Source organism: Sphingomonas donggukensis, assembly GCF_023674425.1.
Lineage (GTDB): Bacteria > Pseudomonadota > Alphaproteobacteria > Sphingomonadales > Sphingomonadaceae > Sphingomonas > Sphingomonas donggukensis.
Window position 1 is genome coordinate 1,169,794 of record NZ_CP098401.1, and the last position, 23,637, is coordinate 1,193,430.

General features: G+C 68.8%; 21 protein-coding genes and 1 tRNA gene. 17 read left to right on the plus strand and 5 right to left on the minus strand.

Annotated features, from left to right (window positions below):
* Positions 1 to 77 precede the first annotated feature (77 nt).
* From M9980_RS05680 to M9980_RS05700, 5 genes are all read left to right on the plus strand, one after another.
* Positions 78 to 632 carry a (2Fe-2S)-binding protein gene (locus M9980_RS05680; protein WP_250754333.1) on the plus strand — a complete coding sequence of 185 codons (555 nt, stop codon included), beginning with the start codon at positions 78 to 80 and terminating at the stop codon, positions 630 to 632.
* A 97-nt stretch (positions 633 to 729) separates the two neighbouring features.
* Positions 730 to 1,674 (plus strand): RcnB family protein, encoded by a 945-nt coding sequence (locus M9980_RS05685; RefSeq protein ID WP_250754335.1) that lies wholly within the window; start codon positions 730 to 732, stop codon positions 1,672 to 1,674.
* A gap of 74 nt (positions 1,675 to 1,748) precedes the next feature.
* Entirely contained in the window at positions 1,749 to 2,426 is a 678-nt protein-coding gene (locus M9980_RS05690; RefSeq protein ID WP_250754337.1) for a 2OG-Fe(II) oxygenase, read from the plus strand.
* A gap of 25 nt (positions 2,427 to 2,451) precedes the next feature.
* Positions 2,452 to 4,212: a single-stranded-DNA-specific exonuclease RecJ gene (gene recJ, locus M9980_RS05695; protein WP_250754339.1), complete on the plus strand. Its 1,761-nt coding sequence runs from the start codon at positions 2,452 to 2,454 to the stop codon at positions 4,210 to 4,212.
* 61 nt (positions 4,213 to 4,273) lie between these two features.
* A tRNA-Glu gene (locus tag M9980_RS05700) sits at positions 4,274 to 4,348 on the plus strand.
* Between the two features lie 60 nt (positions 4,349 to 4,408).
* On the opposite strand, the gene M9980_RS05705 is transcribed toward M9980_RS05700, so the two are convergent.
* Both M9980_RS05705 and M9980_RS05710 read right to left on the minus strand, forming a co-directional pair.
* Positions 4,409 to 4,858 (minus strand): DoxX family protein, encoded by a 450-nt coding sequence (locus tag M9980_RS05705; RefSeq protein ID WP_250754341.1) that lies wholly within the window; start codon positions 4,856 to 4,858, stop codon positions 4,409 to 4,411.
* Between the two features lie 31 nt (positions 4,859 to 4,889).
* The gene (locus tag M9980_RS05710) at positions 4,890 to 5,162 is read right to left on the minus strand and encodes a BufA1 family periplasmic bufferin-type metallophore (protein ID WP_250754343.1); all 273 of its coding nucleotides are present in this window, start codon (positions 5,160 to 5,162) and stop codon (positions 4,890 to 4,892) included.
* 217 nt (positions 5,163 to 5,379) lie between these two features.
* Here M9980_RS05710 and M9980_RS05715 point away from each other — a divergent pair, with 217 nt between their 5' ends.
* From M9980_RS05715 to M9980_RS05770, 12 genes are all read left to right on the plus strand, one after another.
* Positions 5,380 to 5,916: a sigma-70 family RNA polymerase sigma factor gene (locus tag M9980_RS05715; RefSeq protein ID WP_250754344.1), complete on the plus strand. Its 537-nt coding sequence runs from the start codon at positions 5,380 to 5,382 to the stop codon at positions 5,914 to 5,916.
* Complete coding sequence (locus M9980_RS05720; protein ID WP_250754345.1) at positions 5,916 to 6,557, plus strand: DUF1109 domain-containing protein; 642 nt, start codon at positions 5,916 to 5,918, stop codon at positions 6,555 to 6,557. The genes M9980_RS05715 and M9980_RS05720 overlap by 1 nt, the downstream gene beginning before the upstream one ends.
* Positions 6,558 to 6,629: 72 nt before the next feature.
* On the plus strand, positions 6,630 to 6,893 hold the full coding sequence (bufA2, locus tag M9980_RS05725) for a BufA2 family periplasmic bufferin-type metallophore (protein ID WP_250754346.1): 264 nt from the start codon (positions 6,630 to 6,632) through the stop codon (positions 6,891 to 6,893).
* Positions 6,894 to 6,949: 56 nt separating this feature from the next.
* Positions 6,950 to 7,789, plus strand: coding sequence for an MNIO family bufferin maturase (bufB, locus tag M9980_RS05730; RefSeq protein ID WP_250754347.1), 840 nt, complete (start codon positions 6,950 to 6,952; stop codon positions 7,787 to 7,789).
* A complete protein-coding gene (locus M9980_RS05735; RefSeq protein WP_250754348.1) occupies positions 7,786 to 8,541 on the plus strand; it encodes an HvfC/BufC family peptide modification chaperone in 756 nt (251 codons plus the stop codon). Before bufB ends, M9980_RS05735 begins: the two co-directional genes overlap by 4 nt.
* 2 nt (positions 8,542 to 8,543) lie before the next feature.
* A complete protein-coding gene (locus tag M9980_RS05740) occupies positions 8,544 to 9,233 on the plus strand; it encodes a DUF1223 domain-containing protein (RefSeq protein ID WP_250754350.1) in 690 nt (229 codons plus the stop codon).
* 116 nt (positions 9,234 to 9,349) lie between these two features.
* Positions 9,350 to 10,519 carry an isovaleryl-CoA dehydrogenase gene (locus M9980_RS05745; RefSeq protein WP_277998317.1) on the plus strand — a complete coding sequence of 390 codons (1,170 nt, stop codon included), beginning with the start codon at positions 9,350 to 9,352 and terminating at the stop codon, positions 10,517 to 10,519.
* Positions 10,516 to 12,117 (plus strand): carboxyl transferase domain-containing protein, encoded by a 1,602-nt coding sequence (locus M9980_RS05750; RefSeq protein ID WP_250754352.1) that lies wholly within the window; start codon positions 10,516 to 10,518, stop codon positions 12,115 to 12,117. The genes M9980_RS05745 and M9980_RS05750 overlap by 4 nt, the downstream gene beginning before the upstream one ends.
* Positions 12,118 to 12,157: 40 nt before the next feature.
* Positions 12,158 to 12,631, plus strand: coding sequence for a nuclear transport factor 2 family protein (locus M9980_RS05755; protein WP_250754354.1), 474 nt, complete (start codon positions 12,158 to 12,160; stop codon positions 12,629 to 12,631).
* 118 nt (positions 12,632 to 12,749) lie between these two features.
* Positions 12,750 to 14,597 carry an acetyl/propionyl/methylcrotonyl-CoA carboxylase subunit alpha gene (locus M9980_RS05760; RefSeq protein ID WP_250754356.1) on the plus strand — a complete coding sequence of 616 codons (1,848 nt, stop codon included), beginning with the start codon at positions 12,750 to 12,752 and terminating at the stop codon, positions 14,595 to 14,597.
* 112 nt (positions 14,598 to 14,709) lie between these two features.
* Positions 14,710 to 15,177 (plus strand): GNAT family N-acetyltransferase, encoded by a 468-nt coding sequence (locus tag M9980_RS05765; RefSeq protein WP_250754358.1) that lies wholly within the window; start codon positions 14,710 to 14,712, stop codon positions 15,175 to 15,177.
* On the plus strand, positions 15,177 to 15,638 hold the full coding sequence (locus M9980_RS05770) for a MaoC family dehydratase (protein WP_250754360.1): 462 nt from the start codon (positions 15,177 to 15,179) through the stop codon (positions 15,636 to 15,638). The genes M9980_RS05765 and M9980_RS05770 overlap by 1 nt, the downstream gene beginning before the upstream one ends.
* On the opposite strand, the gene M9980_RS05775 is transcribed toward M9980_RS05770, so the two are convergent.
* From M9980_RS05775 to M9980_RS05785, 3 genes are read right to left on the minus strand one after another with little or no spacing between them, the layout of a single operon-like run.
* On the minus strand, positions 15,623 to 17,107 hold the full coding sequence (locus tag M9980_RS05775) for a flavin-containing monooxygenase (RefSeq protein ID WP_340689115.1): 1,485 nt from the start codon (positions 17,105 to 17,107) through the stop codon (positions 15,623 to 15,625). The genes M9980_RS05770 and M9980_RS05775 overlap by 16 nt on opposite strands.
* Positions 17,108 to 17,153: 46 nt before the next feature.
* Complete coding sequence (locus tag M9980_RS05780) at positions 17,154 to 21,365, minus strand: translocation/assembly module TamB domain-containing protein (protein WP_250754362.1); 4,212 nt, start codon at positions 21,363 to 21,365, stop codon at positions 17,154 to 17,156.
* On the minus strand, positions 21,365 to 23,494 hold the full coding sequence (locus M9980_RS05785) for an autotransporter assembly complex protein TamA (RefSeq protein ID WP_422921394.1): 2,130 nt from the start codon (positions 23,492 to 23,494) through the stop codon (positions 21,365 to 21,367). The genes M9980_RS05780 and M9980_RS05785 overlap by 1 nt, the downstream gene beginning before the upstream one ends.
* Positions 23,495 to 23,637: the final 143 nt, after the last annotated feature.

A 23,637-nucleotide genomic window follows, 5' to 3' on the forward strand; every position in this document is an offset into this window, starting at 1 on the left:
TGGTGCCTAACCCCGCGAGCGCGAGAGCGTTCCGGCGCGGTTTGCCATTCGCTGCGCCCGCGCTACCAAGCGATCCGATGACGCGCTTCACGGTCAACAACCAGCCGGTCCAGTACCGCCTCGATCCCGCCACCCCCCTGCTGTGGGCGCTGCGCGACGCATCGAACCTGACCGGCACGAAATACGGCTGCGGCAGCGGCGATTGCGGGGCGTGCACGGTCGATATCGACGGTGTCGCGGTACGATCCTGCACGGTCGCCATCGGCAGTATTGAGGGCGCGTTCGTCACCACGATCGAGGCGCTGTCGCGCGATCGCAGCCACCCATTGCAACAGGCGCTGCTGGCGGCGAACGTCGTGCAATGCGGTTACTGCATCCCCGGCATCGTGATGACCGCGCAGGCGCTGCTGCGGCGTAACCGCAATCCCAGCGAGGACGATGTCCGCCGCAGCATCACCAACCTGTGCCGCTGCGGCATCTATCCCCGCCTGACCGACGCGATCCTGCAGGCCGCCAGCGTCATGCGCGGGGACGAGACGATCGCCCCGACGCCGCGCCCGGACGTCGACCCGGCGGAGGCCGCGCGCGACGTGCCCGCGCTCGCCCCGCCGCCTGCGCGCCCGCAATCCTGACGGATTGCTTTCAACGCAATTCAGCCACGGCTCATCCCCGCAGGCCTAACCCGGCTTTACCGACAACGCCGGGGATCCGGCCAGTGGAGTAACAGGCATGAAGAAGCCGATCTTGGTTGCGCTGATCGCGGCGACCGCGCTGGTGCCGATCGCGGCGAGCGCACAGGAATGGCAGGGCCGACGCGGCAACCGCGGCGGTGACCAGTCGCAACAGGACGGGCGCGGCGCCCGCGCCGAGGCTCGGGCAGAGGTGCGTGCCGAAGGCCAGACCTTCGACCGCGAAGCCTTCCGCGCCCAGCGTCAGGCAGAACGCGCCGCGCGTCAGGCCCAACCGGCGCCCGCTCAGGTGCAGCAGGCCGAGCAGCCGCGCCGCGACTGGCGTGGTGGCGGACAGCCGCAGCAGCAACAGCCGGCACCGGTGTTCAACCGCGAACAGCGTGGCGAAGTCCGCGACTTCAACCGCGGCCGCCCGGATCGTCAGGTCGATCGCCAGCCCGACGGCCAGTATCTGCGCAACAACGGCGTGGCGCGCCCGACCTACAGCCAGGATCGCCGCCCCGACTGGCGCGGTGACCGCAGGGACGACCGGCGCGATGACCGGCGCGATGATCGCCGGGACGACCGGCGTGACGACCGCCGCGGCAACTGGAACGGCAATTCCGGGTGGAACGGCAACTCGGGCTGGAACGGCAGCAACTGGAGCCGCGGCGACAACCGCTCCAACGCTCAGCGGTGGAACCGGACGTGGCGCAACGACAACCGCTACGACTGGCAGGATTTCCGCAGCCGCAACCGGGGTGCCTACCGCCTGCCGCGCTACTACGCGCCGCAGGGGTACCACTACGGCTACCAGCGGTTCGGGATCGGCCTGACGCTCGGCGCGATGCTGTACTCGCGCAACTACTGGATCGACGATCCGTGGCAGTACCGCCTGCCCGAAGCGTACGGCCCGTATCGCTGGGTGCGCTATTACAATGATGCGCTGCTGGTCGATGTCTATTCGGGTGAAGTCGTCGACGTCATCTACGACATCTTCTGGTAACTCGGCACGGGGCCGGTCCGTCAGCGGGCTGGCCCCTTGCTTTTGCGAGGCAGTGGAGCGACTTGGGCAGCGTCATGACGATCGCGCTCACCAACCCCGACAAGCCCTCCCCCGCCCGCGCCCGCTTCGGTATCGACGTCGGCGCCCGGCTCGATGCGATGCCCGGCGTCAAGCGCGCGAAGATCGACACCGCGCAGGTCTATTACATGGCCGACTTCGTGACCGACGAGGAATGCCACGGCCTGTGCTTCCTGATCGACAAGGGCCGGCGTCCGTCCACCCTGCTCTCCGAAACCCAGGACAGCGAATTCCGCACCAGCGAAAGCTGCGACCTCCATCGCTACACCCCGCAGGTGCGCCGCATCGACGAGCGCATCGCCGACCTGCTCGGCATTCCCCATGCGCACGGCGAGACGATGCAGGGCCAGCGCTACGCCCCCGGACAGCAGTTCCGCGCGCATTACGACCATTTCCGCTCCGACATGCCCTATTGGCCGCGCATGGAAGCAGAGGGCGGCCAGCGCACCTGGACCGCGATGATCTACCTGAGCGACGTCGAGGAAGGCGGCACGACGTGGTTTCCCCAGGCCGGCATCCGCATCCCGCCGCGCAAGCGCCTGCTGCTCGCCTGGAATAACATGGCCGCCGACGGCAGCCCCAATCCCTTCACCCTGCATGAGGGTACCGCGGTGACGAAGGGCACGAAATACGTCATCACCAAATGGTTTCGCGAAGGCCATTGGTTGCGCTGACGCATCGCGGCTACAGGGGTCCGCGATGAGCAATGTCCTTGGCATAGAACGATCGATCCTCGGCCAGCCGTGGCGTTGGCGCGGGCTTGCCGACGACCGCCGCGACGGCCTCGTCCCCGACGATCTCGTCACCGGCCTGCTGCTGTCGCGCGGCTGCCCGCGCGACGCGCTGGAGATGTACCGCAGCCCCAGCATCCGCGGTTTCATGCCCGACCCCTCGATCTTCCGCGACATGGACCGCGCCGCCGATCGCCTGGCCGATGCCGTGGTCGCGGGCGAGCAAGTCGCGGTGTTCGGCGATTACGACGTCGATGGCGCGACCTCGGCGGCCGTCGTCATCCGCCTGTTGCGCGATCTGGGCCTGTCGCCCACCGCTTACATCCCCGACCGAATGACCGAAGGCTATGGCCCGACCAGCGCCGCGCTGATCCGTTTGGGCACGGAGGGCGCGCGGCTGATCGTCACCGTCGATTGCGGAGCGCAAGCGTTTGCCCCGCTCCAGGCCGCCGCCGACGCCGGCATCGACGTGGTGGTCGTGGATCACCACCAATGTGCCAGTGCGCTGCCCGTCGCCCACGCGCTCGTGAACCCCAACCGCCTCGACGAAACCGATGGCGCCGCCCACGGCCACCTTGCCGCCGTTGGCGTCGCCTTCCTGCTCGGCGCCGCGTTGCTCCGCACGTTGCGCGCACGCGGCTTTTTCGCGAGTCGACCCGAACCGCGATTGCTCGACCTCCTCGATCTCGTCGCGCTCGGCACCGTCGCCGACGTCGCGCAGTTGAAGGGCCTGAACCGCGCGTTCGTTGCACAGGGCCTGAAGGTCATGGCTGGCCGGCGCGGCGTCGGCATGAACGCGCTCATCACCGCCTCGCGCCTCACCCGCGCGCCGACGTGCAGCGACCTCGGCTTCGCGCTCGGCCCGCGCATCAACGCCGGCGGGCGGGTCGGCAAGTCCGACCTCGGTGTGCGCCTGCTCACCACCGACGACCCCGACGAAGCGCGCGCCATCGCCGAGGAACTCGACCGGCTGAACGAGGAACGCCGCGCGATCGAGGCGGGCGTTCAGGTCGAGGCCGAGGCGCTGATCGCCGCACAGCACAACCGCGCCGTTGCCGTCGTCGCCGGCCAGGGCTGGCACCCCGGCGTCATCGGCATCGTCGCGGGCCGGCTGAAGGAAAAGACCGGCCGCCCCGCGATCGTCATCGCCATCGATGAGCACGGCGTCGGCAAGGGCTCGGGCCGCTCGATCCCCGGTGTCGATCTCGGCGCCGCGGTGCTGGCGGCCAAGGAACACGGCCTGCTCGTGGCAGGCGGCGGCCACGCGATGGCGGCGGGGCTGACCATCGCCGCCGACCGGGTCGCCGCGTTCGCCGACTTCCTGGAGGAGCGGCTGACCGAAGCGGTGGCACGCTCGGCGGATGGTCGCGCGCTGCTGCTCGACGCGGTGCTCGCGCCCGGCGGCGTGTCCCCCGACCTGGTCGGCGCGCTGGAGGCGGGCGGCCCCTACGGCATGGGCTGGCCCGCGCCCCGCGTCGCTGCCGGCCCGGTCCGGGTGGTGAAGGCCGATGTGGTCGGCAACGGCCACGTCCGCGCCATCGTCGCCGGAGACGACGGTCGCAGCCTGAAGGCGATGGCGTTCCGCAGCGCCGACACGCCGCTGGGCGCCGCGCTGATCGGCGCGCCCCCGCACCGCCGCCTGTGGGTCGCCGGACGCGCGAAGCTGGACGACTGGGGCAGCCGCCCCGCCGCCGAACTCCACCTCGACGACGCCGCCTGGTGCGATTGATCCGAAGACCGCTTGACCCCGCGCCCACCTTTCCCTAACCGGCGCCTCTGCCACGGCACGTGGCCCCTTCGTCTAGCGGTTAGGACGCGGCCCTTTCACGGCTGAAGCACGGGTTCGATTCCCGTAGGGGTCACCAATCTCGCAAAATTTGAATGAGCGCGCGCGAGGATGGTCTCGCCGGCGCTTTCCGACTGGCCTACGCGCCAGTCTCCAGTCCCAACGCGCGGTCGAGCGACCAGCGGCCCGGGCCGCGTGCGATCAGGGGAAGCAGGATCGCCGCCCAGCTGAGGTGGGTGGGCCAAGCGTCGGGATAGACGAACAGCTGGATGACGAGCGTCATCCCGAGCAGCGCGGCGGCGGCGCCGCGGGTGGCGAGGCCGAGGACCAGCAGGATCGGAAACAGGTGCTCCGAATATGTCGCGGCATAGACCGCGACGTCGGGCGGGATCAGCGGCAGGACGTATTCGTTCGCGAACAGGTCGCGGGCACCGTCGGTGATGGTCAGCACCCCCTCCACCTTCGTGCGGCCCGACAGGAAGAAGATCGCGGCGATGCCGAGCCGCGCGACGAGCAGCAGCAGGTCGCGCGGGATCGCGCGGTTCAGGCGCGCCGCCGCGCGTGCGTACACATTGGTATCGTCGATCATCACGCTCTCCATCCGTCGGGCCGCTCGCGGCTTAAGCCTTGGGCGTCAGCGAGCCATTGCCCTTGGGCGTCTTGATCGCGGTGCAGGTACCGGCCTTCACCAGCTTCCACGCATCGCCCTGATAGGCGACCTTCGACGTGCCGGCGCAGCTGGTGCCGGCGCCCGCCTTGCAGTCGTTCTTGCCGGCGAGGGAGACGCCGTAGCATTTCTCCATCGCCTTGCCCGCCTTCTGGGCGGTGGCGGCGCTGCCGAGGGCGATGCTGAGCGCAAGCGCGGCGGCGATCGTGGCGGGAGTGTTGGTCACGGTGATTTCCTTGGCAGCGGCCTCTACGTGCGGCGAGCCAAAGGGACGGCCCGCCGCACGGTGACCCGGGGAGGCCTTTGGGGGCAGGGTCACGTCCAGTGTTTCGCGCCGGCGCCGACATCGGTTACACTCAAGACCGCGATCGCGCGGCAACCGGGACCGCGCCGGCGATGTAACCGATCGCGCGATCCCAGCGAATACCGGCTCGGGAGTGCATGTGAGGGCGAGCGAGGACCAGCTCAGGCGGTGGATGATCGGGGGTCTCGATGGAGACTCGCGCGCCTATGCCGCATTGCTCGACGCGCTCGTGCCGATGCTGCGCGCCTTTTTCGCGCGGCGCCTGACGGGTGCCGCGGAGGACGTCGAGGATTTGGTACAGGACACGATGATCGCTCTCCACACCCGCCGCGCCAGCTATGACCGCAACCGCGTCTTCTCGGCGTGGTGCTATGCGATCGCGCGCCACAAGATGGTCGATTTCTTCCGCCGCCGGCGGGTGACGGTGCCGATCGACGCGCTCGAGGACATATTGGTCGCCGAAGGGTTCGAGGACGCGGCCTGCGCGCGGATGGATATCGACCGGCTGCTCGGCACCCTGTCCCCCAAGCAGGCGCGCATCATCCGCGAAACCAGGATCGAGGGGCTGACGACGGCCGAGGCCGCACGGCGCGGCACCATCGGCGAATCCGACGTCAAGGTATCGGCCCACCGCGGCCTGACCGCGCTTGCCCGCCGCATTCGGGGCGGTGCCTGATGCGGACCGAGGATCTGGTCGCGGCGCTTGCGGCACAGTCCCGTGCGGTCCCGCGCGGCGCGGTTCCGCGACGCATCGCGCTCGCCATCGCCGCCAGCGGAGCCCTCACGCTGGCGCTGGTCGCCGCCTGGCTCGGGCTGCGGCCGGACCTTCCGCAGGCGGTGGGCGGTTTCCCATTCTGGATGAAGTGGGGCTACACGATCTCGCTCGGCGCGATCGCGGTGGCGGCGGTCGCGCATCTGGCGCGGCCCGAGGTGACCGATGCGCGTGGCTTGCGCTGGCTGGCGGTGCCGGTGGGCGTGCTCGCCGTGCTGGCGATTGTGCAGCTGCTGGCAACGCCGCCCGGCGACTGGACGGCGTTGTGGCAGGGGCGCAGCTGGCGCGTCTGTTCGATGAAGGTCGCGACGCTGTCGCTGCCGATCCTTGGTGGGCTGATGCTGGCGTTCCGCGCGTTCGCGCCGACGCGGCTGCGCCTGACGGGTGCCGTCGCCGGTCTTGCCGCCGGGGCGTGCGCGGCGACCCTCTACGGCCTGCACTGCCCCGAGGTGTCGGCGCTGTTCATCCTCGTCTGGTACTCGCTCGGCATCCTCGCCGCCGCCGCGGTGGGGGCGCTGATCGGCCCGCGATTGTTGCGCTGGTGATGTAACCGCCGCCCGGCGCCGACCGAATGGACCAGTGCCGCTCTCGGCCCAATTCCTTCGGAGACCTCGACCATGAACACCCGCATCCTCGGCGTCAGCTTCGCCGCCACCGCCGCCGTCATCGCCGCCGGCGCCGTCACCACCGCGACCCCCGCCGCGGCGAAGGGCGCGAAGCAGGTCCACTGCTACGGCGTCAACACGTGCAAGGGCACCTCGGACTGCAAGACCGCGGCCAACGAGTGCAAGGGCCAGAACGCCTGCAAGGGCCAGGGCTTCAAGGCGATGTCGGCGAAGGCCTGCGCCAAGGCGGGTGGCAGCCTGACCGAGGCCAAGTGATTTCCCGCGGGCCCGGCGCATCACCGCCGGGCCCGCCCCTGTAGCGGGAAAGTCCCATGACGCAGACGCCAAATACCCCGTTCCACGGCTTCGGCCTGGGGCTGCGGGCACAGCATTACCCCGATTTCCTCGATAGCGCCGTCCCGGTCGATTTCGTCGAGGTGATCTCGGAAAACTTCATGATCGACGGCGGGCGCCCGGTCGACGTGCTGGAGCGGGTTCGCGCGCGCCATCCGGTGGCGCTGCACGGCGTGTCGATGTCGATCGGGTCCGCCGACGGGCTCGACCGCGATCACCTCGACCGGCTGAAGGCGCTGGTCGACCGCATCGAGCCGCTGTTCGTGTCGGATCACCTGTGCTGGACCCGCATCGACGGGTTCAATTCGCACGACCTGTTGCCGCTGCCCTACACGCGCGAAGCCCTGGACGTCGTCTGCACCAACATTTCGCGGGCGCAGGACCGGCTCGGGCGGACGATGCTGATCGAGAACCCGTCGAGCTACATCCGCTTCGATGGCGACGCGACCGAGTGGCAGTTCATGGCGGAGATGTGCGCGCGCACCGGCTGCGACCTGTTGCTGGACGTCAACAACATCCATGTCAGCGCGACCAACCACGGTTTCGACGCGATGGAGTATCTGCGCGGCGTACCCGCCGACCGCGTTCGCCAGATCCACCTCGCCGGGCACAGCCAGGGCCGCACGCTGCTGATCGACACGCACGACACGCCGGTGCCGGCGTCGGTGTGGGCGCTGTACGACGCCGCGCTGGCGCTGGTCGGGCCGGTCGCGACGATGATCGAGCGCGACGACGCTATCCCGCCGCTCACCGACCTGCTCGCCGAACTCGACTGCGCCCGCCGCATCGCCGCTGCGCGCGACCGGATGGCGGCATGAGCCTGCTCGCCCTGCAGCGCGGCTTTCACCGCCATCTCGTCGACGCTCCCGGCGCCATCGGCGACTGGACCGATGCTGCGGCGCCGGGGCTGGAGGTCTATCACAACGCCTACCGCGTCCAGCTGACCGAATGTCTGGCCGCGCACTATCCGCAGACGCATGCGTGGCTGGGCGGCCCGGCATTTCTGGCGGCGATGCAGGATCATATCGCGGTGACGCCCCCCGCCGGATGGACGCTCGGCGCCTATGGAGAGGGGTTCGACCGCACGCTCGCGCGCCGGTACCGCGACGATCCCGAAGTGGCCGAGCTCGCCGCTCTGGAATGGATGCTCGGACGCTGTTTCGAGGCCGCCGACGTGACGCCCCTGTCCCCTGCCGAGATCGCCCGCATCGACTGGGACGCAGCGGCGCTCGCCCTCGTGCCCGATCTCGCCACCCTGCCGGTACGCTCCAATGCCGGCGCGATCTGGTCGGCGCTGGCCGCCGGGGAAGCGCCGCCAGCCGCCACGCTGCTGCCCGAACCCGCCATGCTCATCGTCTGGCGACAGGGCTTCACGCCCTGTTTCCGCACGATCGAGATGATCGAATATGGCGCGATCACCCTCGCGTCCGCCGGCGTCGGTTTCGCCGAAATCTGTGCCATGCTGGTGACCGCGCGCGGCGAGGCCGACGGCGTGGCGCTCGCCGGGCGGCTGCTCGGCGGCTGGTTCGCCGACGGGCTGGTCCACCATATCCTCACTAAGGAGTTCTAGACATGCGCACCGCCTTCATCGCCGCGCTTGCCCTGCTCGCCGGCACGTCGGGCGCGCCCGCGGCGCCGCCGGTCGCCGCGCCGGTCGTGGTGGAACTCTACCAGAGTCAGGGCTGCTCTTCCTGCCCGCCCGCCGATGCGGTCCTGAACGCGCTCGCCGCCCGCAGCGACGTGATCGCGCTCAATTTCGCGGTCACCTACTGGGACCGGCTGGGGTGGAAGGACAGCTTCGCCCGGCCCGCTTTCACCGACCGGCAGTGGGACTATGCGCGCGCCGCGGGGCGCGGCAACGTGTCGACGCCGCAGATGATCGTCGATGGGCGCACCGCCATCGTCGGCAGCCGCGCGGCGGAGGTCGATGCCGTCATCACCCGAGCACGCAACAACCGCCCCGGCCCCGCGATCCTGGTCAACGGATCGACGATCGGCATCCCCGCGGCCCGCACGGGCGCGCCCGCGACGCTGTGGCTCGTCCGCTACGATCCGCGCACGCTTCAGGTCGCGATCCGCGCGGGCGAGAATGGCGGGCGGACGATCGCGCACCGCAACATCGTGCGCGAGCTGACCCCGCTCGGCAGCTGGTCGGGCGCGGCGAAACGCTATGCCCTGCCGCCCGCCGTCCCCGGCCTCGCCACCGCGCTGCTGCTGCAACAGGGTCGCGGCGGACCGATCATCGCCGCCCGGCGCGCCTGACGCTCGCCCCGTTTCATTCGCTCTCCCGCGGCGTTCGCGCGCCGCAACCCCTTGGCAAATCGCCCCGCCTGCCCCAATCGGATCGGCGAGCGCGTGCGCGCGCATGGGAGAGACTGATGGAAGCGACGCTCGATTTCGGCCTGGGCGAGAATGCCGACATGATCCGCGAGACGACGGCTCGCTTCGCTGCCGATCGCATCGCGCCGCTGGCCGCGAAGGTGGACGCCGACGACTGGTTTCCGCGCGACGAATTGTGGACCGCGATGGGCGAGCTCGGCCTGCACGGCATCACCGTGCCGGAGGATGACGGCGGCCTGGGGCTCGGCTACCTCGAGCATGTCATCGCCTGTGAGGAAGTCAGCCGCGCCTCGGCCTCGATCGGCCTCAGCTACGGCGCGCATTCCAACCTGTGCGTCAACCAGATCGCGCGCTGGGCAAACCCCGAGCAGAAGGCGAAATACCTGCCGAAGCTGATTTCCGGCGAACATGTCGGCAGCCTCGCCATGTCGGAGGCCGGCGCCGGTTCCGACGTCGTGTCGATGAAGCTGCAGGCCCGCCGCACCGACAGCGGCTATGTCCTCAACGGCACCAAATTCTGGATCACCAACGCCGCCTATGCCGACACATTGGTCGTGTACGCCAAGACCGGCGAGGGATCGCGCGGCATCACCACCTTCCTGATCGAGCGCGGCATGCCCGGCTTCTCGATCGGGCAGAAGATCGACAAGATGGGCATGCGCGGATCGCCGACCGCCGAGCTGGTGTTCGACGATTGCGAGGTGCCGTTCGAGAACGTCATGGGTCCGGAAAACGGCGGCGTCGGCGTGCTGATGTCGGGCCTCGATTACGAGCGCACGGTGCTGTCGGGTATCCAGCTCGGCATCATGCAGGCCTGCCTCGACGTGGTCGTGCCCTTCGTCCGCGAGCGCAAGCAGTTCGGCAAGCCGATCGGCAGCTTCCAGCTGATGCAGGCCAAGGTCGCCGACATGTACGTCGCGCTCAATTCGGCGCGCGCTTATGTCTACGCCGTCGCGCGGTCGTGCGACGCGGGCAAGACCACGCGCTTCGACGCTGCCGGCGCGATCCTGCTGGCGAGCGAGAATGCGGTGAAGGTCGCGGGCGAGGCTATCCAGGCATTGGGCGGCGCCGGCTATACCAAGGACTGGCCGGTCGAACGCTATTTCCGCGATGCGAAGCTGCTCGATATCGGCGCCGGCACCAACGAGATTCGCCGCATGCTGATCGGCCGCGAACTGATCGGCGCGCACGAGCGGGTGGCGCAGTGAGCGCGCCCGTCCTGACCACCGCGCTGTCCCCCGACAGCGATATTTTCCGCGCCAATGCTGCGCACAATGCTGCACTCGTCGAGCGGCTGCGCAGCGATGTGGCGGCGGCTGCGATGGGCGGCAACGCGAAGTCGCGCGACCGCCATGCCGCGCGCGGCAAGCTGTTGCCCCGCGACCGCGTCGAGCACCTCCTCGATCCCGGTTCGCCCTTCCTCGAAATCGGCCAGCTTGCCGCACACGACCTGTACGATGGCGAAGTGCCCGGTGCCGGCATGATCGCCGGCATCGGTCGCGTTTCCGGCCGCCAATGCATGATCGTCTGCAACGACGCGACAGTGAAGGGCGGCACCTATTTCCCGATGACGGTGAAGAAGCACCTCCGCGCGCAGGAGATCGCGCTGGAGAACCGCCTGCCCTGCATCTACCTGGTCGACAGCGGCGGCGCGAACCTGCCGCACCAGGCCGAGGTCTTCCCCGACCGCGAGCATTTCGGGCGCATCTTCTTCAACCAGGCGCAGATGTCGGCGGCGGGCATCCCGCAGATCGCCTGCGTCATGGGCAGCTGCACCGCGGGCGGCGCCTATGTCCCCGCCATGTCGGACGAGACGATCATCGTCCGCGGCCAGGGCACGATCTTCCTCGCCGGCCCGCCGCTGGTGAAGGCCGCGACCGGCGAAGTCATCTCGGCGGAGGAATTGGGCGGCGCCGACACCCACGGGCGCAAGTCGGGCGTCGTGGATCACGTCGCCGAAAACGACGAACACGCGCTGACGATCGTGCGCGACATCGTCTCGACGCTGCAGCCGCAGCATTTGCCGGACGTCAACGTCATCGATCCGCAGCCGCCCAAGTTCGACCCGCAGGAACTCTACGGCGTCATCCCGCAGGACGTTCGCGCGCCCTATGATGTGCACGAGGTGATTGCGCGGATCGTCGACGGGTCCGAATTCCACGAATTCAAGGCGCTGTACGGCGCCAGCCTCGTCTGCGGTTTCGCGCACATTCACGGGCTGCCGGTCGCGATCCTCGCCAACAACGGCGTGCTGTTCAGCGAAAGCGCGCAGAAGGGCGCGCATTTCATCGAGCTCGCGTGCCAGCGCCGCATCCCCCTGCTGTTCCTCCAGAACATCTCGGGCTTCATGGTCGGCGGCAAGTATGAGGCGGAGGGCATCGCCAAGCACGGCGCCAAGCTCGTCACCGCCGTCGCGACCGCCAGCGTGCCGAAGATCACCGTATTGATCGGCGGCAGCTTCGGCGCGGGCAACTACGGCATGTGCGGGCGCGCCTATTCCCCACGCTTCCTGTTCACCTGGCCCAACAGTCGCATCTCGGTGATGGGCGGCGAACAGGCGGCGAGCGTGCTGGCGACCGTTCACCGCGACGCCGACAGCTGGACGCCAGAACAGGCCGAAGCCTTCAAGCAGCCGATCCGCGAACGCTACGAGGATGAGGGCAATCCCTGGCACGCCACGTCGCGGCTGTGGGACGACGGCATCATCGACCCGGCGCAGACCCGCGACGTGCTCGGCCTCGCGCTGGCCGCCACGCTCAACGCCCCGATCCCCGAACGCCCGGCGTTCGGCGTGTTCCGGATGTGATCCGAACCGACCGCCGCCCGCCCGCATAAGGAACGCTCTGATGATCCTCCTCGCCCTGTTGCTCCAGACCACGCCCATCCAGCCTCTGCCAAAGGCGGTGCCGCTGCCGCCGCCGGACGCGGACAGCGCCGCCGTCCTCGCGCCGATCAACCGGATGTTCGCCGCGCTCACCGCGCGCGACGCAGCGCAGATCGCCGCGCAGACCCGCGCGGACGGCCGCGCGACCGCAGTGGTGACGAGGGCCGACGGGACGAAGGTGGTGCGTACGCTCAGCTGGGCCGAGTTTGCCGCTGGCGTGCCGAAGGGCACCGAGCGGCTGGAGGAGCGGCTCATCAACCCCTCGGTCGATATCGATGGCGACATCGCGGTCGTTTGGAGCCCGTACGTCTTCACCATCGACGGCAAGTCAAGTCATTGCGGCACCGATCATTTCGACATGGTGCGCGATGCCGGCGGGTGGAGGGTGCTCAACATCACTTGGACGCAGCGCACCACCGATTGCCCCGCGCCATGACCGCCCACCGCGCCTGTCCTACTTGCCGTCCGTCGACTAGCGTCCGACACATGACGCTTCCCGAAACTTCCGCGCTTTTTCTGTCGCGCACACGCACGACCTTCGAGAAATTCGAAACATGCTGACATCGCTGCTGATCGCCAACCGCGGGGAGATCGCGTGCCGCATCATCCGCACCGCGCGTGCGATGGGAATCCGCACCGTCGCGGTCTATTCCGATGCCGACGCCAATGCCCTGCACGTGCGGCAGGCCGACGAGGCCGTCCACATCGGCCCCTCCCCGGCCCGCGAAAGCTATCTGGTCGGCGAGCGCATCATCGCCGCCGCGAAGGAAACCGGTGCGGAGGCGATTCATCCCGGCTACGGCTTCCTGAGCGAGAATGCCGACTTCGCGCAGGCGGTGATCGACGCCGGGCTCGTCTGGGTCGGACCCAACCCCGACAGCATTCGCGCGATGGGCCTGAAGGATGCCGCCAAGGCGCGGATGATCGCGGCGGGCGTGCCGGTTACTCCCGGCTATCTCGGCGACGACCAGAGCCCTGAGCGGCTGCGCAGTGAGGCCGATGCGATCGGCTATCCGGTGCTTATAAAGGCGGTCGCGGGCGGCGGCGGCAAGGGCATGCGCCGCGTCGATGCTGCGCAGCAATTCGACGACATGCTGCAATCCTGCCGGCGTGAAGCGGCGTCGAGTTTCGGCGACGACCGCGTGCTGATCGAGAAATACATCCTCTCGCCGCGCCACATCGAGGTGCAGGTTTTCGGCGACAAACATGGCCAGGTCGTCCACCTGTTTGAACGCGACTGCTCGCTTCAGCGACGCCATCAGAAGGTGATCGAAGAGGCCCCCGCCCCCGGCATGGACGACTCCACGCGCGAGAACATTTGCGCCGCCGCAGTCCGCGCCGCGCAGGCGGTCAACTATGTCGGCGCCGGCACGATCGAATTCATCGCCGACGCCAGCGACGGTCTCCGCGCCGACCGCATCTGGTTCATGGAAATGAACACGCGCCTGCAGGTCGAACACCCGGTGACCGAGGAGATCACCGGCGTCGATCTGGTCGAATGGCAGTTGCGTGTGGCGAGCGGGGAGCCGCTCCCCAAGCGTCAGGACGAACTCGCGATCGACGGCTGGGCGATCGAGGCGCGGCTGTATGCCGAAGACCCGGCGAAGGGCTTCCTGCCGAGCGTCGGGCGGCTCGACGCATTCGACCTGGGCGACGACGCGCGCATCGAAACCGGTGTCGAGCAAGGCGGCGAGGTGTCGCCTTTCTACGACCCGATGATCGCCAAGGTGGTGACCTGGGGCGAGGACCGCGAGGAAGCACGCGAGGCACTCGCTGCGGCGCTGGAAGGCGCGGTCGTCTGGCCGATCCGCTCGAACGCCGGCTTCCTCGTCCGCGCGCTCGACCATCCGGCCTTCGTGACTGCCGATCTCGACACAGGCTTCATCGCGCGCGAGGGCGACGCATTGCTGCCCGAGGCGCTGCCGAGCGCGGAGGCGCTCAACGAAGCCGCGGCGCTATTCGTGCAGGATCAGCCCCTCGCCGGCTTCCGCCTGAATGCCGCACCCTGCACCCGCGTGCGGATGCTCGCGGACGGCGTGCCGGTAGAGGGCGAAGCATCGGGCGCGGCGGACGGCGGCGAGCCCGTCGACGGTGACGGCGTGCTGCTGACCGAAGGCGGCCAGACCTGGCGGATCGCGCCCTACCGCGCGACCGGCAGCGCCGGCGGCGCGGCGGCGGACGGTGCGATCCTGTCGCCGATGCCGGGCCGCGTCATCGCGGTCGAGGTCGCTGCGGGCGATACCGTGACCAAGGGCCAGAAGCTCGTCACGCTCGAGGCCATGAAGATGGAACACGGCCTGACCGCGCCGTTCGACGGTACCGTCGCCGAACTCGATGCAGAGGCCGGGCAACAGGTCGGCGAAGGCCGCATGCTGGTGCGGATCGAACGGATCGAAGCGTGAGCGAGCGGCCCCCCTCCCCGTGCTCCCGCGCCGGCGGGAACCCAGAGCCACGGGCGCTGCGCATTGTAACTCTGGACTCCCGGCGGCGCGGGAGCACGATGGGCGGGACGCAATGACCCTTGCCATCCGCCCAGCCACTCTCGCCGACGTCCCCGCCATCGTCGCGCTGATGGCCGACGACGTGAACGGCGCCCGCCGCGAGGATGCGTCGCTGCCGATCGACCCCGCCTACGAAGCCGCCTTCGCCGCGATCGATGCCGATCCCAATCAGGAGCTGATCGTCGCCGAGCAGGGGGATCGCATCGTCGGCACGGTCCAGATCAGCTTCCTCCCCGGCCTCGCCTTCCGCGGGGCGCTACGCGGACAGATCGAATCGGTCCGCATCGCCAGCGACCTGCGCGGGCACGGCCTGGGCCGGCAACTCATCGAATGGGCGGTCGCCCGCTGCCGTCAGCGCGGCTGCAAGTTCGTGCAGCTGACCTCGCAATCCGACCGCACCGCCGCGCACCGTTTCTACACCCGGCTCGGCTGGGATCAGAGCCATTTGGGGTTCAAGTTGCATTTCGGGGATTTACGCTGATGGCCGGACGCTTTTTCGACGAATGGCAGGTCGGCGACACGATCCGCCACGACATGACCCGCACCGTCACCGAAACCGACAATCTGCTGTTCACGGTGATGACCCACAACCCGCAGCCGCTGCACCTCGACGCCGAGGTCGCGGGCGCGAGCGAGTTCGGCCGCATCCTCGTCAACGGCACCTTCACCTTCGCGCTGATGGTCGGGCTGTCGGTCGGCGACACGACGCTCGGCACGCTCGTCGCCAACCTCGGATACGACAAGGTCGTGATGCCCAACCCGGTCTTCATCGGTGACACGATGCGCGCCGAGACCGAGGTGGTGGAGCTGCGCCCGTCGAAGTCGCGCCCCGGCCAAGGCATAGTCACGTTCCGCCACCGCCTCATCAACCAGCGCGATCAGGTCACCTGCGAATGCCTGCGCAGCGCGTTGCTGAAATCCAGGGATCAGGCCGCGGCCTGACCCTTCGGCACCGGGTTGGAAAACTCCATCGCGTCGTCGTCCACCGATCCGAATTTCAGGGCCATCAGATCCCTGGTGTAGTTCTGGTGGAGCTTCCACGGCGCCTTCGATCCCTGCTTGGGAAACCGATCCATCGCGCGCCGGACATAGCCTGACGAAAAGTCGAGGAAATCGACCGGCTCGACGTCATCATCCCGTAGACGCGGCGTCACCTGCCGCATGCCGCGGGCCCGCATAGCGTTCAGCAGGCGACAGACATAGCCCGACGTCAGATCCGCCTTCAGCGTCCAGGACGCGTTGGTATATCCAAACGACAGCGCCAGATTGGGCACGTCGGACAGCATCATTCCCTTGTAATTCATCGACCTGACCGGATCGATCGCCGTGCCGTCGACCGACAGGGCGATCCCGCTCATCAACTGCATTTCGAGCCCCGTAGCGGTGACGATGATATCCGCGGGCACCTCTTCCCCCGATGTCAGGCGGATGCCGGTTTCGGTGAAGCTGTCGACGGTGTCGGTCACGACGCTCGCATCCCCAGCCTTGATCGCGGTGAACAGGTCGGCGTCAGGCACCAGGCACAGCCTTTGGTCCCACGGGTTGTAGCGCGGGGTGAAGTGGCGATCAACGTCGTAGTCGGGGCCGAGATGCTCGCGCACCCAGCCCAGCAACCGTTGCTTCGCCTTAGCGGGATACTTCCGCGCCCGCCCGAAGAAGAACTGGCCGAGCAGCACGTTCTTCCACCGCGTCAGCCCATAGGCCGTCTTCGCCGGCAGCTTCGCGCGCAGCCAGTTGGCGAGCGCATCCTCGCTCGGGCGCGACACGACGTAGGTGGGGGAGCGTTGCAGCATCGTCACGTGCGCCGCGGTCTTCGCCATCTCGGGCACCAACGTCACCGCGGTCGCGCCGCTGCCGATCACGACCACGCGCTTGCTGGCATAATCGAGGTCTTCGGGCCAGAACTGCGGGTGCACGATGCGCCCCGCGAAGCGATCGCTGCCGGGGAAATCGGGCGCGTACCCCTTGGCGTAGTCGTAATAGCCGGAGCACATGTATAGGAAGTTGCAGCGGATTTCGCTCCGTTCGCGCGCCTCCCCGCGCTCGATCGTCACCGTCCACGTCGCGTCCGCGCTCGACCATGCCGCGGCGACCGCGCGGTGACGATAGCGGATGTGGCGGTCGATGCCGTACTCCGCTGCGGTCTCTCGCAGATACGCCAGGATCGACGGACCGTCGGCGATCGCCTTGGCATTCGTCCACGGCTTGAACGCGAAGCCCAGCGTGTACATGTCGCTGTCCGACCGGATGCCGGGATAGCGAAACAGGTCCCACGTGCCGCCCAAGTCGCCCCGCGCCTCGAGGATCGCGTAGCTGCGATCCGGCGCGCGGGTTTGGAGGTGATAGACGGCGCCGATGCCGGAAATGCCGGCCCCGACCACCAAGACATCGACGCACTCGCTCACACCCATCTCCGCCGACTATTTACACGATTGTAAGTTCGGCGGGGAAGCGGCGTCAATAGTCCTTCGAGTAGCGCAGCGTCGCGTTCGATCCGCCGAACGACCCCGTCGACGACAGCAGGCTGAGCGCCTTGGTCAGCGCGATCTCCAGCTGGGTGGCGGTGAAGCCCTTCGAGTCGGTGATGATCTCGATGTAGATGTCGTCGGTCAGATACTGGCCCGCCGACAACGCAGTGCCGCGTCCCGTCGCTTCGTCCGCGCCCAGGATCCGGAGGCGGTCGATACCGGTCACCGAGCGCAGCTTGCCGAGCGGATTGAGCCCGCCTCCGCCCGACCCGCGCAGCGAATTGAGCGCGGCGGCGAGCTGGATCGCCTCGGTCGCCGACAGGTTCGTGACCGAACTGCCGAACAGCAGCCGCGACAGCACCTCGTCCTGCGGCAGGTTCGGCGAAGACGTGAAGCTCAATCGCGGCGACAGCGCGTTGCCGGCGATCGTAATCGTCGCGGTGATACCCTCCGTCGTTGTCGTCGCGGCGATGTCGAGCGCCGGATTGCCGAGCGGCCCGCCCTCGAAACGGACGATCCCGCGCGAGAGGTCGAACCGCTTGCCCGCGAAGCTGTAGGTGCCGCGAACGACACGCGCCTGGCCGGTCACTTGCGGCGCCGCCGACGTGCCGCCGACGCGGATGTCGGCGAGCCATTCGGATTCCAGCCCCATGCCAGAGACGAACAGGCGGTTGTCGGCCCGCAAGCGCAGGTCGAGCTTGAACAGTCCCGGCGGCGACGCGCGCGCGGCCTGCTGCGCCGCGGTGGCGCGGGCGGCGTCGCTCTTGCGGCGCACGCCGGTCAGCTCGGGCACCTCGGCGGCACCCTGGCGGATCACTTCGTACCGGACTTCGGGCAGGATCAGTTCACCCTGGATCAGCCCACCGTTCGCCGCGCTGTTCGTGACGCGGATCGTACCGGTCGCGGTCGCCCCGAGCGCGTCGCTCCTCGCAAGGCGGGCGTCGTTCAGCGTCGCGCGAACGTCGATCGGGAAGCCGGCGACAGACGACAGCCCGACCGTCCCCTGCGCCGCGACGGTGCCTTCGCCGGCGCGGGCGTTCAGCTCGGTCAGCTCGAACCGGTCGTTGGTGAAGCGCCCGTTCACCCGCATGTTTGTCAGGCGCGTGCCGTAGATCTCGTTCTCGTACGTCAGGTTCGATGCGCGGACGATGCCGGTCAGCTGCGGCGCGGATACCCGCCCGCCGAAGTCCGCCGCGACGCCGATCGGGCCCGACAATTGCTGTCCGGCGAATCCGCCGAGCGAGAACAGCACGCCCGCCGGCCCGTTGTAGCGGATGCCGCCCGAAAGCGGCGCGGCGGTGATGCGGCTGACCCAGCTGCCCGCGCCGGCCCCAACCGGGCGCAGCGATGCGACCATGCGGCCGACGGTGGTCGTGCCCCGCTTCACCAGCGCGCGCAGATCGCCGCCGCTGGCTTCGAGGGCGCCGGCCATCTGGACGTTCACCGGCGTCGATACCGAAGCCAGGCTGGAGCGGGTGAAGTTGGCGATATCGAGCTTCATCCGAGCCGCGGGGAAGGCATTGCCGGCCTGGCTGTAATCGACGCTGCCGGTCGCGTTGCCGCCGATGCCGAGACCCGGCACGAACGCGTTGGCGATCGCGAGGTCAAGCCGGTCGAGCCTTGCCTGCAGACTCGTCGTGCGGCCATAGAGGCCGGCAAGCCGCACCGAGCCCTGGTCGAAATCGACGCGGGTCGGCAGCAGGCGATAGCCGTCGCGACCGGGCTCGATCCGCGCCGGCGACGCGGTGCGGAAATTGATGCCGCTGGCGGTGCCCTGCAACGCCGCGACCCACAGCCGCGGCGAGAAGCGCGCGTTCGCGCCGATGCGGAAGGGGACGCCCGATGACCCTTCGGCAAACGCCTGCGCCGTGCCGTTGCCGCCGCGGTAGTCGACCTTGGCGCGCGCGGTGCGGAGCAGGAACTCGCCCATCTTCAGATTGGCGATCTGGGCGTCGCCGGTGACGGTCGGCTGGTTCGGATAGAGAACCGCGGTGCCGACGATGATCGCGCGACCGATCGTCAGCCCGGCGGTGCCGGGGATGACGGCATTGCTGGCGCGCGCATCGACGTCGGCGCGCTGGTAGCCGCCCTGCGACGCGAGAGAGAGCGTGCCGCTGACGCCCGATCCGGCGAAGCGCAGGCGGCCCGCGAACGGCCCCGCCGGGGTCTGCTGGATGCGACCGTTGAAATCGATGCCGGCAAAGCGCGCGGTGCGGATGTCGGCGGTCAGCGGTGCGCCGGGACGCAGCAGCAGGTCGGCGCTGAACGGGCCGTATTCGGACCCACCGCGCGCGACGATGGCATAGCTGTCGCCGCGCCCGCGGATCGTCGCGACGACATCGACCAGCCCGACACCGAGGCCGGGGCGCGCGGCGCGGACGACGGCGACCGGCGCGGTCAGCGTGCCCGTAACGCGCGCGCTGATCGGGCCATATTGCGTCGAATAGGCATCGGCATCGACCAGCAGCGGCCCCGCCGGATCGTAGCGGCCGGACCCGCGCAGCACGCGGAACTGCGGTGCGGTGACGCGGACGTTGTTGAACAGGATGATACCCTGTGGCGTGTAGTTCAGGTCCACCCGCGCGATCGCGTTGCCGCCCAGGAAGTCGCGGGCGCCGGTGTTGAAGATGCGGCTGGTCTGCGCGACCACGCGCCCGCGGATGCCGAAACCGCCGGCGGGGGCGGTGTACAGGCTGGCGTCGGTGGTCAGGTTCACGATGCCGAAACTGTCGATCCGGTAATCGTTGATCCGCCCCTTCAGCGCACCCGCATAGCGGCCCGTGGCGAGATTGGCGGCGATGATCGCAGTCGCGTCGATCTTGTCGGAACGCAGGCGCAGATTGTCGGACAGGATCTCGGTCCCGCCGTCGATCGCCAAGTCACCCTTGATGGAGACATTGGTCAGCAGCCCGCCGGCAGCGGCGTTCAGCCCCGAAATGCGCGTCGCCCGCGCGGTGATCGGGACCATGATGCGGTCGGCATCGATCTGTGCCCGACCCTCGGCATAGACGCCCTGCGCGACGATCTCTCCGAAGCCTAATGCCGCCGCTTGCAGTTTGTAATCGACGACGGGCGTCGCGAACGCACCGTCGAGCGCCAGCGCGGTGCGGACCGAGCGGCCGTTGAGGTTCGGCGCGATCGAGCCGGGGGTAAGCAGCACGCCCTCCACCCGGAAATCGTCGAAGCGGCTTTGTGCCAGATCGATCTTGCCGTCGCCCGACACCTGTAGCGCGGCGGAGCGCAGCTGCACCTTGGCATCGACGATGCGTTCAGCCAGCGCCGCGTCGATCGCGACGTCGAGGCGCGGCGCGGTGAGGCGCTCGACCGGGCCCTGGAGATACAGGCCGGGTTGAGTGGTGCCGCGGATTTGAAAATTGCCGTTCTTCGCGCTTATCGCGAGATTTGCGAGTTGACCGCCGCCGAGGGTCGAGATCGCCCGACCGGTCCAGGACGACCAGCCGCCGCGGCCGTCGACGGACAGGGTCAGCGGCGCCTTCAGCCCGGCCATGCCGGCGACAAGGCCGTTGGCGGGAGAGTTCAGCTTCAGGTCGAGGTCGAGCCTGTCCCGATCCGGGACAGCATCGAGCGTCAGCGCGACGCGGTCGCCGCCGGCGATGCCGGGCGCGGTCAGCGTCGCGCCGTTCAGCACCACCTGCGCGCGGGCGTCGGCGATATGCGCGCTGCCCTGCACACGGGCGAGGCGACGCGCGCCGCTGACCGCGGGCGCCAGGTCGATGCGGTCGATCGCAAAGCGATTCACGTCGATGTCGATGTCGGGCAGCGTCGGTGCGTTCGGATCGGTCGGCGTTGCCTTCAGTTCGGGCGTACGGCTCATGCTGACGAGCGGGCTGGTCAGCGAGCGCACATCGACGTGATTGCGCGCGAACGCGAACGGACGCCAGTCGACGCGCAGTTCGGGCGACATGAGAAACGTGCCCTTCTGATCCTGCACGCGCACGTCGCGCAGCACCATCGCGCCGTAGATCGACCCCTCGATCCGCCCGACGCGGACGTTCAGGCCGTTGGCGAGCGTATAGGCCGACAGGCGATCGGCGACGAAGCGCCGCCCCGGCTGGGTGTTGATCCCCAGCACCACGACGATCGCCAGCAGCACCAGTGCGGCGAGCACGATGCCGACCCATTTGACGACCGTCTGCCACACCGGGCGACGCTCCACGACGACGACCTGTTCCTCAGCCATCAGAATGCCTGCCCGATGCCGAGGTAGAGTGCGATCTTCGATTCACCGGCGCGCCGCCCGATCGGGGTGGCGACGTCGATGCGGAACGGCCCGAAATTGGTGTAGTAGCGCCCGCCGATGCCGGCGCCGAAGCGCAGGTCCGAACCCTTCGGCAGCACGCTGTCATAGACCTGGCCGACATCGACGAACGGCACGATGCCGAAGTTGCCGAAGCGGTAGCGCACCTCGATCGCAGCCTCGTTCACGCTGCGCCCGCCCAAGGGGCGTGCGACCGTGGGCGGATCCTTTTCGTCGGGATCCGTCGGGTCGAAGTTTGGATTGGCCTCGATCGATTTCGGCCCGAGCTCCTGATAGCCGAAGCCGCGCACCGACCCACCGCCGCCGGAATAATAGCGTCGCGACGGTGCCAGGTCGTCGCGCGAAATGCCCGCGATCGACCCGCCGCGCAGGCGACCGGCTATGACGATGTTGCTCGCGACCGGATAATAGGCCGTGCCCTCCAGCAGGACGCGGGCGTAGGGTCGGATGCCGCTGTTGATCGATGCCTCGGGGCTGACGTTCGCCTTGAATCGGAAGCCCTTGGTCGGATTCAGCAGATTGTCCGACGTGTCCCACTGGCCCTGCACCGGCAGCGCGCCGATGAAATAGGTGCCCCGTTCGCGCAGGCCGGTGGCGGGCACGAAGCGGTCCTCGTTGGTGCCGGTCAGCTCGACGCCGAACGCATAGGTGAACCTTTTCTGCCAGATCGGCGTGGAATCGTAGGAAATCTTGGCGGCGAGCGTGCCGGTGAAGCTTTCGAACGCGTCGTAGTTCGAGTGGTTGGCCGCGGCGATGATCGTGAAGGTGCGGTCGCGCTTGCCGGCGTTGGAGCGGCGGAAGGTGCCCGACAACCCCTGTTCCTGCGTGCCCGCCACGCCCGCCACGATCAACGCGCCTTCAGGCGGGAACAGGTTGCGGTGGGTCCAGCTGCCCTCCAGCCGGAAGCCCTGGCCCGTACCATAGCCCGCCGACGCCGCCAGTGTGCGCGCCGGCCCCTTGTTCTGCGTCACCAGCAGGTCGACCGCCTCTGTCCCGTCCGGATTGGTGCGCCCGGTGCGCTGCGGCTCGACCGCGACGCTGGAGAACAGGCTGGTCGCGACCAGTGCCTCGCGCAGGTCGTCGACCTTGCGCGCGTCGTACAACTCGCCTTCCTTGTAACGGCGCAGGACGTCGATGTGATCGACCGCGAAGACGGAATCGCCCTTCGTCACGATGGCGCCGAAGCTGCCGCGCGGGCCGACCGTCACCGGCAGGGTATAGTCGCCCTTGAACACCTGTTCGTCGAGCAGGATGTCGCGCTGACCGACCTCGGCGAAGGGATAGCCCTGCTGCGGCAGGCGCAGGCTGACGTTCGCTTCCGCCGCCTGGATGCGCTCGGCATCGATCGAATCGCCGATCTTCAGCGCCAGTTCGCGCGCGGGCAAATCGGGCGGGATCGTAGCGTCGGCCACGACCTTGACCGAGCCGAGCGTGTAGAGCGTGCCCGGCAGCGCGGTGAGCGTCGCGCGGACGCGACCGGGGTTGCCCGGCAGCTGCTCGATCGCCGACGACGCCGTGGCGTCATAATAGCCGAGCGAGCGCATCAGGCGGATTGCGAGCTGCTCGTCCTCCTTGGCCCGCGCAGAGACGACCGCGGCGTTCGGCGCGTCCTTGTCGTCCTTCAGGGCCGACAGCTCGTTGAACCGCGCGGTCAGGCCGATCGCGTCGAGGCCGTCGACCTTAACCGAATAGCGGATCTCGACGGGTTTCTGGTCATCGACGCCCGCGATCTCGACCGGCGTGACGTCAAAGCTGCCGAGCGGGACGAGCGGCTGGGTCAGTTCCGGATCCTGCGCCGCGACAGCCGGGGCGGGCGTGCCGGCTGCGGGTGCGGGCGGCGGCGCATCGAACGCCTCGATCGATTCCAGCGGTGCATTGATATCGTTCGATAGCGCCGGCATCTGCTTCTCGAATTCGGCGTCGGGCACGATCGGCGTATCCTGACCGATGACGGGCGCAACAGGGTTCGGGCTGGTCGGCGTCGCCGGTGCCGGCTGACGAGACGGCGCGCCCTGTGTGGCACCGGGCTGCGCTAGTTGCGCATGCGCCATCGTCGGCAGCATCACTGCACCGGACAGCAAAATAGTCCTGAAACCCCAACCCCTTGGCACCGGTAAAGCCACCCCTTGCCGCCGCACGTCCCTCATTATCGGAGTATCGGCGGCTCCCGCCTCAACGCCCGGGTCCCTATTTT

Excerpts from the sequence above, each read along its gene's own strand:
- M9980_RS05735 (WP_250754348.1), top strand. The coding sequence starts at position 7,786 with ATGAGCCTGCTCGCCCTGCAGCGCGGCTTTCACCGCCATCTCGTCGAC.
- M9980_RS05770 (WP_250754360.1), top strand. The coding sequence starts at position 15,177 with ATGGCCGGACGCTTTTTCGACGAATGGCAGGTCGGCGACACGATCCGC.
- M9980_RS05690 (WP_250754337.1), top strand. The coding sequence starts at position 1,749 with ATGACGATCGCGCTCACCAACCCCGACAAGCCCTCCCCCGCCCGCGCC.
- M9980_RS05680 (WP_250754333.1), top strand. The coding sequence starts at position 78 with ATGACGCGCTTCACGGTCAACAACCAGCCGGTCCAGTACCGCCTCGAT.
- bufB (WP_250754347.1), top strand. The coding sequence starts at position 6,950 with ATGACGCAGACGCCAAATACCCCGTTCCACGGCTTCGGCCTGGGGCTG.
- M9980_RS05745 (WP_277998317.1), top strand. The coding sequence starts at position 9,350 with ATGGAAGCGACGCTCGATTTCGGCCTGGGCGAGAATGCCGACATGATC.
- M9980_RS05720 (WP_250754345.1), top strand. The coding sequence starts at position 5,916 with ATGCGGACCGAGGATCTGGTCGCGGCGCTTGCGGCACAGTCCCGTGCG.
- recJ (WP_250754339.1), top strand. The coding sequence starts at position 2,452 with ATGAGCAATGTCCTTGGCATAGAACGATCGATCCTCGGCCAGCCGTGG.
- bufA2 (WP_250754346.1), top strand. The coding sequence starts at position 6,630 with ATGAACACCCGCATCCTCGGCGTCAGCTTCGCCGCCACCGCCGCCGTC.
- M9980_RS05705 (WP_250754341.1), bottom strand. The coding sequence starts at position 4,858 with ATGATCGACGATACCAATGTGTACGCACGCGCGGCGGCGCGCCTGAAC.
- M9980_RS05685 (WP_250754335.1), top strand. The coding sequence starts at position 730 with ATGAAGAAGCCGATCTTGGTTGCGCTGATCGCGGCGACCGCGCTGGTG.
- M9980_RS05775 (WP_340689115.1), bottom strand. The coding sequence starts at position 17,107 with ATGGGTGTGAGCGAGTGCGTCGATGTCTTGGTGGTCGGGGCCGGCATT.
- M9980_RS05755 (WP_250754354.1), top strand. The coding sequence starts at position 12,158 with ATGATCCTCCTCGCCCTGTTGCTCCAGACCACGCCCATCCAGCCTCTG.
- M9980_RS05740 (WP_250754350.1), top strand. The coding sequence starts at position 8,544 with ATGCGCACCGCCTTCATCGCCGCGCTTGCCCTGCTCGCCGGCACGTCG.
- M9980_RS05760 (WP_250754356.1), top strand. The coding sequence starts at position 12,750 with ATGCTGACATCGCTGCTGATCGCCAACCGCGGGGAGATCGCGTGCCGC.
- M9980_RS05765 (WP_250754358.1), top strand. The coding sequence starts at position 14,710 with ATGACCCTTGCCATCCGCCCAGCCACTCTCGCCGACGTCCCCGCCATC.
- M9980_RS05785 (WP_422921394.1), bottom strand. The coding sequence starts at position 23,494 with ATGGCGCATGCGCAACTAGCGCAGCCCGGTGCCACACAGGGCGCGCCG.
- M9980_RS05780 (WP_250754362.1), bottom strand. The coding sequence starts at position 21,365 with ATGGCTGAGGAACAGGTCGTCGTCGTGGAGCGTCGCCCGGTGTGGCAG.